General features: G+C 32.9%; 13 protein-coding genes. 3 read left to right on the forward strand and 10 right to left on the reverse strand.

All coding sequences use genetic code 11. The features are described from left to right. Window positions 1-36 precede the first annotated feature (36 nt). From folE to Q1A60_RS12085, 3 genes are all read right to left on the reverse strand, one after another. Window positions 37-732 (reverse strand): GTP cyclohydrolase I FolE, encoded by a 696-nt coding sequence (gene folE, locus Q1A60_RS12075; RefSeq protein WP_299766605.1) that lies wholly within the window; start codon window positions 730-732, stop codon window positions 37-39. Window positions 733-961: 229 nt separating this feature from the next. Next, window positions 962-1,663: a LytTR family DNA-binding domain-containing protein gene (locus tag Q1A60_RS12080; protein WP_299766603.1), complete on the reverse strand. Its 702-nt coding sequence runs from the start codon at window positions 1,661-1,663 to the stop codon at window positions 962-964. After that, the gene (locus Q1A60_RS12085; RefSeq protein WP_299766601.1) at window positions 1,660-2,388 is read right to left on the reverse strand and encodes a histidine kinase; all 729 of its coding nucleotides are present in this window, start codon (window positions 2,386-2,388) and stop codon (window positions 1,660-1,662) included. The genes Q1A60_RS12080 and Q1A60_RS12085 overlap by 4 nt, the downstream gene beginning before the upstream one ends. Before the next feature lie 539 nt (window positions 2,389-2,927). On the opposite strand from Q1A60_RS12085, the gene Q1A60_RS12090 reads away from it, so the two are divergent. Both Q1A60_RS12090 and Q1A60_RS12095 read left to right on the forward strand, forming a co-directional pair. Further along, a complete protein-coding gene (locus tag Q1A60_RS12090) occupies window positions 2,928-3,962 on the forward strand; it encodes a serine hydrolase domain-containing protein (protein WP_299766599.1) in 1,035 nt (344 codons plus the stop codon). 30 nt (window positions 3,963-3,992) lie between these two features. Continuing rightward, on the forward strand, window positions 3,993-4,370 hold the full coding sequence (locus Q1A60_RS12095; RefSeq protein WP_299766597.1) for a MotA/TolQ/ExbB proton channel family protein: 378 nt from the start codon (window positions 3,993-3,995) through the stop codon (window positions 4,368-4,370). A gap of 65 nt (window positions 4,371-4,435) precedes the next feature. On the opposite strand, the gene lptB is transcribed toward Q1A60_RS12095, so the two are convergent. From lptB to Q1A60_RS12115, 4 genes are all read right to left on the reverse strand, one after another. Next, window positions 4,436-5,176: an LPS export ABC transporter ATP-binding protein gene (gene lptB / locus Q1A60_RS12100; protein WP_299766595.1), complete on the reverse strand. Its 741-nt coding sequence runs from the start codon at window positions 5,174-5,176 to the stop codon at window positions 4,436-4,438. A 77-nt stretch (window positions 5,177-5,253) separates the two neighbouring features. After that, window positions 5,254-5,604: a carboxymuconolactone decarboxylase family protein gene (locus Q1A60_RS12105; protein ID WP_299766593.1), complete on the reverse strand. Its 351-nt coding sequence runs from the start codon at window positions 5,602-5,604 to the stop codon at window positions 5,254-5,256. Between the two features lie 223 nt (window positions 5,605-5,827). Beyond that, entirely contained in the window at window positions 5,828-6,664 is an 837-nt protein-coding gene (gene tatC, locus Q1A60_RS12110) for a twin-arginine translocase subunit TatC (RefSeq protein WP_299766591.1), read from the reverse strand. Continuing rightward, on the reverse strand, window positions 6,664-7,629 hold the full coding sequence (locus tag Q1A60_RS12115) for a KpsF/GutQ family sugar-phosphate isomerase (protein ID WP_299766589.1): 966 nt from the start codon (window positions 7,627-7,629) through the stop codon (window positions 6,664-6,666). The genes tatC and Q1A60_RS12115 overlap by 1 nt, the downstream gene beginning before the upstream one ends. An 85-nt stretch (window positions 7,630-7,714) precedes the next feature. On the opposite strand from Q1A60_RS12115, the gene Q1A60_RS12120 reads away from it, so the two are divergent. After that, window positions 7,715-9,910: an ATP-dependent DNA helicase RecQ gene (locus tag Q1A60_RS12120; RefSeq protein WP_299766587.1), complete on the forward strand. Its 2,196-nt coding sequence runs from the start codon at window positions 7,715-7,717 to the stop codon at window positions 9,908-9,910. A 218-nt stretch (window positions 9,911-10,128) separates the two neighbouring features. On the opposite strand, the gene Q1A60_RS12125 is transcribed toward Q1A60_RS12120, so the two are convergent. The 3 genes from Q1A60_RS12125 to Q1A60_RS12135 all read right to left on the reverse strand — a co-directional run bounded on the left by Q1A60_RS12125 (window position 10,129) and on the right by Q1A60_RS12135 (window position 13,316). After that, on the reverse strand, window positions 10,129-10,467 hold the full coding sequence (locus tag Q1A60_RS12125; protein ID WP_299766585.1) for a DUF6249 domain-containing protein: 339 nt from the start codon (window positions 10,465-10,467) through the stop codon (window positions 10,129-10,131). 167 nt (window positions 10,468-10,634) lie between these two features. Further along, window positions 10,635-12,776: a DUF3857 domain-containing protein gene (locus tag Q1A60_RS12130; RefSeq protein WP_299766583.1), complete on the reverse strand. Its 2,142-nt coding sequence runs from the start codon at window positions 12,774-12,776 to the stop codon at window positions 10,635-10,637. A 60-nt stretch (window positions 12,777-12,836) separates the two neighbouring features. Beyond that, window positions 12,837-13,316, reverse strand: coding sequence for a hypothetical protein (locus tag Q1A60_RS12135; RefSeq protein ID WP_299766581.1), 480 nt, complete (start codon window positions 13,314-13,316; stop codon window positions 12,837-12,839). Window positions 13,317-13,548: the final 232 nt, after the last annotated feature.

The raw sequence follows: 13,548 nt of genomic DNA on the forward strand, positions 1-13,548 counted from the left end.
GTTTTATGTATAATTATACGCTTTCGCGAAAGCGGATTAAAAATCAGTGTCTAATTTTATATAATCAAGAAATTCTCTACGAGTTGCTATTTCTTTAAACTTTCCTCCAAACTCACTAGTAACAGTACTGCTTTCTATATCTCGGATACCGCGACTATTCACACATAAGTGTTTTGCATCTATAACACAGGCAACATCTTTTGTTCCTAGAGCTTCCTGTAGTTCTTGTACAATTTGCATCGTAAGGCGTTCCTGTACTTGAGGACGCTTTGCATAATAATCTACAATACGATTCATTTTAGAAAGTCCCACAACCGTACCATTTGATATGTATGCTACGTGTGCTCTGCCTACAATAGGTAAGAGGTGGTGCTCACACGTAGAATACACAACAATATTCTTTTCAACCAGCATTTCTCCATACTTATAGTTGTTATCAAACGTAGAGGCTTTCGGTTTACGATCAGGATGTAAACCTCCAAAAATTTCATTTACAAACATCTTTGCCACACGGCTAGGAGTTCCTTTCAAACTATCATCGGTCATATCAAGACCTAAGGTTTCCATGATGTGTGCTACATCTTTTTTGATGCTTGCTATTTTTTCGATATCACTTAATTCAAAGGCATCATCTCTTAAAGGAGTAATAGCGCTTGAACCTATATGATCATTTCCCATCGCTTCTATTTGCTCTTGGTAATGATCTGTGTTTTTTTCTATTTCTGTCTTCATTTGCATGTCATTTCTTCCTTGAGTATATACGTGTATATAAACGCTGTTAGAAATATTTTTATTGGCACTGCCAAAAGGTTTAATACTCTGAGGCTTGCCTCGAAATTAAAATTTAGTTTCGTATAACTATCTCGCGAACTTATCCCGAGGTAGTTTACTAGTATCCCACAATCTGTCGTAACAAATTGAATAGGCTTGCAAAGATAGGTATTATAGTTATTATAGCTAATTATTTTATTGTAGTAAGGCGTTGGGCAACAGTATCTCGATAGCTTCTACTTATAGGAATAGAAGCGCGTCCTACGGTAAGATGCTCGCTTGTAAAACTATCTATTTTTGAAATGTTTATAATAAAAGAGCGATGTGTTCGCATAAACTGTTGTTCTGGTAATTTTTCTATGATGGTCGCTATCGTTTCTCTAGTGACTAATGTTTCTTGTAAAGTGTGTAATTTAATATAGTCGCCTAAGCTTTCTGTATATAGCAACTCATCAAAGGTTACTTTTACCATTTTGCGATCACATCTAAAAAAAGTAAAATCATACACTTGTTGTTGTAATACGGGAGCCAACTGTTCTTCTATAAACTTATGGACCGCTTTCATAAGACGTTCTAAAGAGATAGGCTTTAATAAATAATCTACTGCTTGAAGATCAAAACCATCTACTGCATATTCTCTATAGGCTGTAGTAAAAATCACTTTACTTTTTCCTTGTATTGCATTTGCAAACATGAGTCCTGTTACTTCAGGCATATTGATGTCTAAAAAAACAAGATCTATATGTTGTTTGCTCAATACAGAAAAGGCTTCAGAAGCATTTTTACAACTAGCAACTACCTCTATAGTATCTATTTTACTAAGATGTGTGGCAAGAATTTCTCTTGCAGTGGGTTCATCATCTACAAGTATAGCTGTATATATAGTATTCATGATTCTAATTGTATCTCTAGTTGTACTTGGTAATAATGCTCTTTTTGTGTGGTCGTAAGTGTATAATTATCAGGATATAGACTTTCTAATCTTTTTCTAGTGTTCTCCAAACCAATCCCATGACTTTCTGGTGACTTATTGGTTATATGTACTGTATTTTGAGTAGTAAATAACAATCGTTGGGGTGTTGTTTTTATATGAATATCAATACTTAAAAATCCATCAATAGGTGTACCATGTTTAAAAGCGTTTTCTACAAAAGCTATAAATAACATAGGCGGAATATGTATTTCCTTTTCAATTTCTTTTGTGAAATTTATACGCAGTATATCTCTAAAACGAACACGTTCTAATCCAATGTAGGCTTCTATATGCTTCAGCTCTTCTGTTAGTGGCACTAGAGGCTTTTCGATTTGATTAAGGATATAATCTAATAAATTAGAAAGTTTAAGAATAAGATCAGGAGTTTCTTCAGCACCTTTAAGCGCAAAACCATATACGGTATTTAAGGTGTTAAAAAGAAAGTGAGGATGTATTTGCTGCTTAAGGTAATAGAGTTCTTTTTGTTTTAGTACGAGTTTTCCTTCTAGGAGCTTATTTTCTAACTCTTTATTACGATTTGCTGCTTTATGATTGTATCGTAATAATTGTACAAAACAGACGACACTTACAACCAGATATACGAGTATTAATACAAAAATGACATTGCGTGTGAGCAATGGCATTTCCTTAATATTAAAATTAGAAAGAAATACAAGGTTTACAAATGTAATAATGAGTATCAAGTACACAGAACAGACTACCGTATAAAATAAGTATAGGCTAAATTTTAGATACTTTTTTTTAATTAGATACTTGGGAATAAGTAGGTAGGATATAAAATATGTAATAGCAATTGTTACCGGTAATAGACTTGTAGAAAACCAAAAAACAAATCTTTCATTGTTGGAGCCATAACTGAAAAAATAGGTGTAAAATAACCAAACTCCTACCCATAATAAAAGGTGTAAAGGGGTAAATTTTAATTCTTTCAGGATTGGTTTTAGCATCCTACAAAGGTGTATAAAATCTTTTAACTATACAGATTTTTGAGACAGATTACGGTTTTTATACTGTAAATAACACATCGATTTATATGATATACCATATAAGAGGTGATTATGGTTAAAACTCGTATGAAAATGGGAGTTGGTCGCATTACGCTTTCGCGAAAGCGTATACAAGATACATTTGAATCATTAAACACTATTAATTCTAATCACTTATGAATAAACTAACGATTCTCTTTTTATTTAGTTTTTGTACACTCATCGCACAAACCAACCAACATAATCAATTAGATGCCATTTTTGAAACGTTAGAAACAACAGGAAAAGGCATGGGAGGGATTTCTATCTATCAAGAAGGAAAAGAAGTCTATCAGAAATCTTTTGGCTATGCAAACATAGAACAGAAAATAAAAGCAACAGCGACTACTCAATACCGCATAGGGTCTGTGACTAAAATGTATACAGCTGTTGTAATTATACAATTAATAGAGGAGGGGAAATTACAATTTGATACGCCATTAAGTGCATTCTTTCCAAAACTTCCGAATGCATCAACAATCACCATTAAAAATCTTCTAAAGCATCAAAGTGGCTTATTTAATATAACTGAAGATAAGAATTTCGAAACATGGATGTTTCAGCCACAATCAAGAGGTAAGATGTTGGATCGTATGGTAGCGAATGGAGTTGTTTTTGATCCAGGAACTGATACTTCGTATTGTAATACCAATTATATCTTATTAGGGTATATCGCAGAAGATATCACAGGACAATCCTTTCATGATATTATACAGGAGAAAGTGGTAGTTCCTTTACAATTAAAACGTACACGTGTAGGGGTTGATCGTCCAAAAAGTACAGAAGAAGCAGTATCTCATGAACGTATGGATGATCATTGGGAAGTTGTTACTCAATATACCGATATGAGTGCTCCAATGGGAGCAGGGGCTATTGTGAGTACGCCGTTAGAAGTAAATATGTTCACAAAAGCATTGTATACTAGTACACTTATATCTCAAGATTCCTATCAACAAATGACAGATGTGAGTACTGGCATGGGAATGGGACTTGGAGGAGGAGATATTATGGATATGCAAGGCTTTGGAATGAGCGGACAAATAGATGGCTTTAAGTCATTAGCTATTTTCTTTCCAGAGCAAAAAATAGCGATCACGCTTCTTAGTAATGCATATGAATCTTCTTTACAGGAAATCATGATGCAGGTGCTACAAACTTATTTTAAAAATTAATTATTAGTAACTTTAAATTTTAATTGAATTATGTCACAATTAGTAGATCGTATACAAGAAGGCGGACCCGTATTTATGATACCTCTAGTATTAATTATTATTGCCATTGTTGTATTATTTATAATAGCGTTACTTGGTAAGAAGAAAATACTACACGTATATCAGTTGATAGGCCACTTGAGTCTTTTTGGAATGATATGGGGATTTTTAGGGTCAACTTTAGGATTAATATCTGCCTTTGATGCTATAGAATCTATTGGTAATGTGTCACAGCCTATGTTTGCCGGAGGTATAAAAGTAGCTTTATTGACTACGGTATTCGGATTGATTACTTTTTTAATTGGGAGAATAGCGATGTTAGTATTGACTATAAAATCTCAAATGAGTACTTCAGTAGACGCTTCTTAATATAGTTTATAATTTAAAAAATCCCTTTTCAACACTGAAAAGGGATTTTTTATTTCTGATAGTGATTAATCAAATATTTTTTTCTTTCGGAGTTCAAAGTTTTGTCCGAGGTATACTTTACGTACCATTTCATCGGCGGCAAGCTCTTCAGGAACACCATGCTTTAAGATACTTCCTTCAAACATAAGGTATGTTCTATCTGTAATGGCCAAGGTTTCTTGTACATTGTGATCGGTGATAAGAATACCTATGTTTTTATCTTTTAATTGTGCTACAATACGTTGTATATCTTCTACCGCAACAGGATCTACTCCTGCAAAAGGTTCATCTAGTAATATGAAATTAGGAGAGGTTGCGAGTGCTCTTGCGATTTCAGTACGACGACGCTCACCTCCAGAAAGTAAATCTCCTCTGTTTTTACGAATATGTCCAAGACTAAACTCTTCAATAAGTTCTTCCATCTTGTAGAGTTGCTCTTTCTTAGAAAGTTTTGTTAGTTGAAGTACACTTAGAATATTGTCTTCGATACTCATCTTTCTAAACACAGAAGCTTCTTGTGCAAGGTATCCAATACCGTTTTGAGCACGTTTATACATAGGGTATTTAGTAATCTCTTGATTGTCTAGATAAATGGTTCCGCCATTAGGTTTTACCAAACCAACAATCATATAGAAAGAAGTAGTCTTTCCAGCACCATTAGGCCCTAGAAGTCCTACAATCTCTCCTTGATTTACTTCTACAGAAATCCCTTTTACAACCTTTCGGCCTTTATACGATTTCATTAGATTTTCTGCACTTAGCTTCATAGATCGTAAATATACGTGTTTCGACGGATTTGTAATAAAGCAGTCAAATACTTTAGGAATGTATTAACGCTAGATGTTTAGTTGTTTTGTGTTTCTAATTCATGCCAAAACTCTCTAGCTCTACGTAGATGTGGGATCACAATAGTACCACCTACTAGTGTGGCAATACTCATCGTTTCCATCATTTCTTCTGTAGTAACCCCTTCTTTATAAGCAGTTTCAAGATGGTATTTAATACAATCATCACAACGTAATACTGCCGAAGCAACTAAGCCTAATAATTCTTTAGTTTTTACGTCTAATGCACCAGCAGTGTAGGTGTTGGTATCTAGATTAAAGATACGTTTAATGACTTTGTTATTATCACCAAGTATCATTTCGTTCATACGTGTACGATACTCATTAAATTCTTCTATTTCCTTACTCATGATTTTATTTTTCATTTCCTCGTAGGAGGGAATCTCATTATATATTAACTAATATTTTTAATCCAGTATTGGAACTTTATTTTTTTTCCAATGGTCATTCAACATAAATTCTGACGGAGATCTCATCATTTACTGTCAATTAATCATTTTTTACGTCTACTATAGTAATACTTAAAATACATTCTATGTGAATCGTATTTCTGTTTTCAACATTCGATTTTATTTATGCCTGCTCTCTTTTTAATCTTTTTTCTTCTCGTTTAACAACAATGCGACTTATAAAAATACTTACCTGATACAATAATAAAATAGGTACAGCAACAATCACTTGTGTCGAGATATCTGGAGGTGTGATTACAGCAGCAAGTATTAATACAAGAACGAGCGCATATTTACGGTTTCGTTTTAAAAATTCTGGAGTTACAAGTCCTATCTTAGTTAAGAAATAAATAATAATAGGGAGTTCAAAAATAAAACCAGAGGCAATAATGGAAGATCGTATGATAGCTATATACGAGCTTATTTTTATATTGTTTTCAATCTCATCTGCTATGGTAAAAGTTGCTAAGAAATTAATAGACAAAGGAGTGATTACAAAGTAACCAAATAATACACCTATAAAGAAGAGTAAAGAAGATACGATGATAAAACCTCTTGAGTTTTTTCGCTCTTTTTCATACAGTCCAGGAGAAATAAATTTCCAAAACTCAAACAATACATATGGAAAAGCAATAATAAAGCCTACAGTAATAGAGGTCCAGATAGCAATACTAAATTGCCCAGCCATTTCAGAATTTAAGAATGTAAAAGGCAGTTCTGACATACAGCCTTTTTCAGAACCAAAAATTTTGGAAATCTGACATAGTTTTTCGTATGAAATAAAATCTGTTTGCTTAAAAACAAGAATAATATATTTAAAAATTTCATCTATAAAAATGAAAGCAGCAACTGCAACAATGACTACAGCGAGTGTAGATCGTATCAGATGCCAGCGTAATTCTTCTAAGTGGTCCAAGAAAGACATTTCTGCTTCCTGTTTTTTTGTTTTTTTGGCAGCCATTAAATAATCCCTTCTTTTATTAAATCATGTATATGTACTACACCACTATAGGTATTTTGATCTGTAGCGAGTAACTGGCTAATGCCATTTTCTTCTAGAATGCGTTTTGCTTTTACGGCCATAGCATCATTTTCAATAGTTTTAGGAGAAGCACTCATAATATCTCGCGCAGTTAATCCTTCAAAAGTGTCATTGTTAGAAAGCATTCTTCGTAAGTCTCCATCAGTGATGATTCCTATAATTTTTTTATTCTCAATGACAGCCGTAACTCCTAATCGTTTTGCAGATATTTCTACGATCACTTCTTTGATACTAGCTTCTGGAGTTACCGATGGTTTTTCGTGTATTTGCGTGAGATCACTCACCCGTAAATATAATTTCTTCCCCAATGCACCACCTGGATGATACTTCGCAAAATCTTTATCAGAAAATCCTTTAAGATCTAGTAAGGCTACCGCTACAGCATCACCTATAACTAATTGTGCTGTGGTACTTGTAGTAGGCGCCAAATTGTTTGGGCATGCTTCTACTTCTACCTGTGCATGCAATACAAAATCGGCTTGCGTTCCTAAAAAAGAATCTCTATTGGATGTAATGGCAATAAGCGGGTTATTGGTTTTTTTAATAAGAGGAACGAGTACCTTAATTTCGGGTGTATTTCCACTTTTAGAAATACAGATCACAACATCATCTCGCTGTATCGTTCCTAAATCCCCGTGTATGGCATCGGCAGCATGCATAAAAATAGCAGGAGTTCCTGTACTATTTAGTGTCGCTACTATTTTTTGTGCGATAATAGCACTTTTCCCTATTCCTGTAATGATAACGCGACCTACCGAATTATAAATTACTTCGACTGCTTGTGCAAATTCTTCATCTATTAATGCGTGAAGATGTGCAATGGCTTCCTGCTCTATAGCTATGGTTTTCTGGGCGCTAGCAATAATTTGCTGTGAAATGTTCAAAATTTAGTTTTTATTAGGTTTGTATACCGTAAGGAATTCACTATATTTATGTAATACAAAGGTATGCAAAAATGCACAAGAATAAATGAATACTGGGCAATTAGACTTACACGCTGCACTTAAAAAATATTTTGGTTTTGGGCAGTTCAAAGGACTTCAAGAAGAAGTTATAAAAAGTATTGTTGGAGGAGATCATACATTTGTGATTATGCCTACTGGTGGTGGGAAATCACTATGTTATCAACTACCAGCATTACTCAACAATGGAACAGCAATTGTGGTTTCGCCATTAATTGCATTAATGAAAAATCAAGTAGATGCGTTACGAGGTATTTCTCAAGAAGATGGGATTGCACACGTATTAAACTCTTCATTGACCAAAGGCGAGATAAAAACAGTTAAGGAAGATATTTCTAGAGGCGTTACAAAACTATTATATGTAGCTCCAGAATCCCTCACTAAAGAAGAAAATGCAGAGTTTTTACGATCTGTTCCTATTTCTTTTTTAGCGATAGATGAAGCCCACTGTATCTCAGAATGGGGACATGATTTCAGACCAGAATATCGTAATCTTCGTAATATCATAAAACGTATAGGTGATAATATTCCTATTATCGCTGTGACAGCAACAGCAACTCCAAAAGTACAAGAAGATATTCTTAAGAATTTAGGAATTACAAATGCTAATACATTTAAGGCCTCTTTCAATAGACCTAATTTATACTATGAAATTCGTCCGAAAACAAAAGATGTAGATGGCGATATCATTCGATTTGTAAAACAGAATGAAGGAAAGAGTGGTATTGTGTATTGTCTTTCGCGAAAGCGCGTAGAAGAATTAGCACAAACCCTACAAGTAAACGGACTGAAAGCAGTACCATATCATGCGGGATTAGATGCAAAAACAAGAGCCAGACATCAAGACATGTTCCTCATGGAGGATGTAGATGTTGTTGTGGCGACTATTGCTTTTGGAATGGGGATAGATAAACCTGATGTACGTTTTGTAATACATCATGATATTCCTAAAAGTATAGAAAGTTATTACCAAGAGACAGGACGTGCGGGTCGTGATGGAGGAGAAGGACATTGCCTTGCATTTTATGCATATAAGGATATAGAAAAGCTCGAAAAGTTTATGAGCGGAAAACCTGTTGCAGAACAGGAAATAGGGCATGCATTACTCCAAGAAGTGGTGGCTTATGCAGAAACGAGTATGTCTCGACGTAAGTTTATTTTACATTATTTTGGAGAAGAGTTTGATAATGAAACGGGAGAAGGAGGAATGCTAGATGACAATATGCGTCATCCTAAAAAGAAACATGAAGCGAAAGATGAGTTGGTAAAAGTACTTCAAGTAGTACGTGATACCAATCAAATTTATAAAAGTAAAGAATTGGTCTTTACGATGCGAGGGAAAGAAAATGCAATTATCACGTCGCATAAAACACATTTACAACCGTTTTTTGGTTGTGGTAAAGAACGTGAGAAAACCTATTGGCATGCACTATTACGTCAAGCACTTGTCGCAGGATATATCTCAAAAGATATAGAAACTTATGGAGTCATAAAAATTACTGATAAAGGTCGTGCATTTATAGATGCGCCTTCATCGTTTATGATGACAGATGATCACGTGTATGACGACACTTCCAATAATCTAATTGTTTCTGCAGCAAAAGGTGGGGGAGCTGATAAAAAGCTAGTAGAAATGCTTAAAGACCTTCGTAAGAAAGTGTCTAAAAAATTAAATATCCCTCCATATATTGTTTTCCAAGATCCATCTATTGAAGACATGGCAATTAAATATCCGATGACGATAGAAGAACTGTCTTCTGTCCATGGGGTAGGTGATGGAAAAGCAAAAAAATATGGAAAAGAGTTTGCCACATTTATAGCTCAGTATGTTAAAGAGAATGATATTCTTCGTCCCGATGATCTTATTGTAAAAAGTACAGGTGCTAATAGCGGACTCAAACTATACATTATTCAAAATGTAGATCGTAAGTTACCACTAGATGATATTGCATCTGCCAAAGGCAAAGAAATGTCAGATTTTATCAAAGAGATGGAAGCAATTGTCTATAGTGGGACTAAACTTAATATCTCGTATTGGATTGATGATATTCTAGATGAAGATCAGCAAGAAGAACTTCATGAGTATTTTATGGAAGCCGAAACCGATGGGATAGAAGCGGCACTTGAAGAATTTGATGGTGATTATGATGACGAAGAATTACGTCTTTATCGTATCAAATTTATTAGTGAGGTGGCTAATTAATCGGGAGTATTTTCTTTTTTCCGATCTTGCCGTCAAAGGCAGATTCACTAAAGTATATAGCGATACCGAAGCTTATACTCAGTGTGACACTGAGCTTGTCGAAGTACTATCTAATTACGTAAATAGAAACAAAAACGATTGCTAATGTTTATTGCAAAAAAAATCAGGCAAGTATCTTATAATACTCACCTGATTGTCAAAAGCAATGTATTATACGATTACTTTACTAATTTTCTTGTAAGGAAGAATCCTGTAAGCAATCCTGTTCCTGCCATTAAGAAGATAATACCCGGATATAAAGCATCATTATACCCTACAGTTTCTTGCAGCATTAATGCGATCAAAATTCCAGTACCAATACCCATTAATAAAAGTGCAATATTAAGGACAAGTATTTTCCATACAGGTGGTGTTTCTCTTGATTGTTTGAAAATTCCAGCATCCATCCCTTTTTCTATAAGTGCCAGACGTTCTTTGTTACGTGTAGAATAATGTAGATATGCGATTCCGAAAATAGACCCAAAAATGCATAATACGATGATAATTTCTCCTCCCATAATAGTCGATTTTTAATTGATTATAAATTATTTATTTGTCCATAGGACGAGTGGTTTTTTAAAACGGTTACAGAAAATGTAATTTTTTTTGCTTTCGCGAAAATTGACATGTTACTAAAATGATATGCTTAAAGAATAAAAGGTTTAAATAACCATAACAAGTATGACTACTTCTTAGAAGTGTCTGATTCTTTTTTCAAGGTTGCTATTTCTGAATGAAGTTTATGTATCAATGCTTTACGTTCTCTTCCTTTTATTATAGAACGTACAAAAAAGAACACTATAGCTCCTATAACTAATAGAATAATACCATATATAATGTAAATGCGATTTCTATAAGTTTTATAATTGTCTTGAGGTTTGTTAGTGCCTTTTGATAGCAAAAGTCGCATATCTCCTTTAAGGTCATTTATTGATGTTCTGACATCTTTATATCTTGAAGAATCTAAATGTGTTTTTAAAAGTTCAGCAACGTAGGATGCATATATGGTATCATCTTTAACCCAACTCTTTTTAGTGTAGGTAATCCAATCATTTTTAAAATGAGTGCTATCAGGAGTAAAATTCATCCATTCTAATTTATGAATTTTGAAAAGCTGATTGGTTTTTCGAATATTGGATAAACTAAAGAATGGACCTAATTCATCAGGTTCTGTAATTTTTAGCCATTTATGTAATGATATGGGTTCAAAGGTGATTGATCCATTTGAATTCCCGTTATCAAAAACGGAAATAGTTTCTTTAGACGTAATATCTAAAACTGAATGCGGTTTATTTTCATCTATAAAATAAGCTAATTCAAAATTCCTAAGACTTAAATAGCGCTCTGAAATTAAGTCTGAAACTAATTCAAATACTGAGTTAATACCATTTTCTTTATAAACGTAGTTATGTTCATTTGCCAATTGACCATCAATAGAAACTTTCCAATCTATATTGTGTGTTCTATATTCATCATCATTATTTTTTTGTTTATATATAGAAGTAATTACGTTTAAAGAATTACTTGAATGCCAATTTAATTTGGTAATTTTTTTTTCTCCTTCTTTTATTCGTGCACCATACCTGAAGTTAGATACATACTTTTCTTTTATTCCTCCTTTTTGAGGATAGGTAGTTGGATCAAAAATAATAGTATCATTAGTATGTACAAACTCTACTACAGCATGATCAAACATTTGTCCGCTATAAATGTTTAAAAGTCTTTCATCTAAACCATCTGATTTTACGATCAAAGGCCATGACTTAACCTGTAAGCATTCTAACATTTTAATGGTAAGTAATGATTTCGATTTACAATCGCCAAAACCTTGTTTGAGTACTGTTTCTGGTTTCTTAGGGTCAATTAAACCATAATCTAAGTAATGAATGTTTTTTTGAGTGAAATTTAATATAGCATTAATTTGTTCCTGTTTAGATGGAATATCTTTGATAAGTTCTTTGACTTTATTTCTTATTTTTTCTGAAGGAGGCGTATTCAAATCATAATTATCTAGGTGAACTTGTATGTAATCTTCCCAAGAAATAGTATCAAAAAAATAAATTCCACTTTCACTAGTATGCCAAATAGGTGTGTCAGGATACTGTTTTTTCTCATCATTCTTTGATATAAACTCTATAGTATTGAATTCATTATTTTTTATTCGTATTGGCGTATTATCATAATTAAGTGATGTAAAGAATAATGGTTTTTCAGGGGTGTTTAAAACTCTTACGTAATCAGTTCCTCTTAGCGATTTTTTATATGGATAATGTTTATAAAGAAGTTTATCATATACATCCGGTTGTTGTCCTTTAGTGGTGTAAGCAATTTCAATAAAATCACCTACTCTAGCTTCTTCAAAATAGATCGTTACTTTTGCGTCAGAATCATATTGTTCTCCACTAATTTGTTTTTCAAACAACTCATAATTAACGTGCAAACTTTCTCCTAAATTAATGATGTTTCCGCTTCTATGAATTTTTACAGCGTTAATACTAAACTCTTGAAAACTGGGGTCATATGTTGTAGCGAATGCCCTTAGTTCATTTAGTCCTTCTATAGTATTTATATAATAGTAAAAATGTCGAGAATACTCTTTCGTTATGTTATTATATTGAAATTCATTTTGAATTAAGACTAAATCAAGGTCATATTCATTTTTAAGTTTTGGAGTAGGATATTTTTTAATCCAATTTGGAGTAGGTTTAATCTCAAAACGATTTACACTTTCTTGGGCTATTACCTTGGTGAAAAGGAATGAATAGGTTAAGAGGCAGTAAATGAAGTATTTAATGAAATAAATTTTTGAATTCCTATTTTTAGGCATATAATCTCTTATAATATGTACATTTAGTTTCTTATGGATAATTTTATAAAATAAAATACATTATTGCATTTCAAATTTTGCCCAAAGTCTTGCCTTAACAACTTTCCCTTTATATTTAGCAGGTTTAAATTGTACTCTGCTAATTGCATCAAGAAACATAAGCTCTATTTCATCGTGATGAGGACGTGATTTTACATTGATATCTGTAGGGACTCCTTTTTCGTCAATTGTTATATAAACATATGAATCTGACTTAAAAAAACCTGGTTCTCCCCAATGATCAATAATCAATTCATTTAACGTATCCTCAGCACACTTAATTTTTTCTTCTTTTGTCAAAGTATCCGAACAATTATTATCAAATGGTAATTCACTCAAAATGGCATAATGATAAATACCTTCTTTTTTTTGCTTGAAAGGTTTTAATTTATATCCTTTTTCTACAGAATCATCTGCATCAAGAAAATATCCATCAGGAATTTGACCTATTACCATCAAGGGTACAAAAAATATAAAAATCAAAATATAGTGTCTATTCATCCTATGTTCTTTAAATATATTATATAGTCTAATATAAAGTTTAATATGTTTTATATATATATCTAATAGCTTTAAAATTAATAAAATATATCCTGTTGTGCATTTTGAGTAATTTCATCGATTTTTTACCTAACCTTAAAGGGAATATCGATGAAATTTTTAGTTCTTCTTTTAGGATTGAGGTAAAACTAAAAATTTCATTAGAAAACTAGAGTAATGAACATCTAAGTGC

The sequence above is a fragment of the uncultured Dokdonia sp. genome (assembly GCF_947492535.1).
In the GTDB taxonomy this organism is placed as follows: domain Bacteria; phylum Bacteroidota; class Bacteroidia; order Flavobacteriales; family Flavobacteriaceae; genus Dokdonia.

What these genes read in the sequence shown, in the direction of transcription:
- folE (WP_299766605.1), bottom strand. Translation starts at nt 732, where the DNA reads ATGAAGACAGAAATAGAAAAAAACACAGATCATTACCAAGAGCAAATA.
- Q1A60_RS12080 (WP_299766603.1), bottom strand. Translation starts at nt 1,663, where the DNA reads ATGAATACTATATATACAGCTATACTTGTAGATGATGAACCCACTGCA.
- Q1A60_RS12085 (WP_299766601.1), bottom strand. Translation starts at nt 2,388, where the DNA reads ATGCCATTGCTCACACGCAATGTCATTTTTGTATTAATACTCGTATAT.
- Q1A60_RS12090 (WP_299766599.1), top strand. Translation starts at nt 2,928, where the DNA reads ATGAATAAACTAACGATTCTCTTTTTATTTAGTTTTTGTACACTCATC.
- Q1A60_RS12095 (WP_299766597.1), top strand. Translation starts at nt 3,993, where the DNA reads ATGTCACAATTAGTAGATCGTATACAAGAAGGCGGACCCGTATTTATG.
- lptB (WP_299766595.1), bottom strand. Translation starts at nt 5,176, where the DNA reads ATGAAGCTAAGTGCAGAAAATCTAATGAAATCGTATAAAGGCCGAAAG.
- Q1A60_RS12105 (WP_299766593.1), bottom strand. Translation starts at nt 5,604, where the DNA reads ATGAGTAAGGAAATAGAAGAATTTAATGAGTATCGTACACGTATGAAC.
- tatC (WP_299766591.1), bottom strand. Translation starts at nt 6,664, where the DNA reads ATGGCTGCCAAAAAAACAAAAAAACAGGAAGCAGAAATGTCTTTCTTG.
- Q1A60_RS12120 (WP_299766587.1), top strand. Translation starts at nt 7,715, where the DNA reads ATGAATACTGGGCAATTAGACTTACACGCTGCACTTAAAAAATATTTT.
- Q1A60_RS12125 (WP_299766585.1), bottom strand. Translation starts at nt 10,467, where the DNA reads ATGGGAGGAGAAATTATCATCGTATTATGCATTTTTGGGTCTATTTTC.
- Q1A60_RS12130 (WP_299766583.1), bottom strand. Translation starts at nt 12,776, where the DNA reads ATGCCTAAAAATAGGAATTCAAAAATTTATTTCATTAAATACTTCATT.
- Q1A60_RS12135 (WP_299766581.1), bottom strand. Translation starts at nt 13,316, where the DNA reads ATGAATAGACACTATATTTTGATTTTTATATTTTTTGTACCCTTGATG.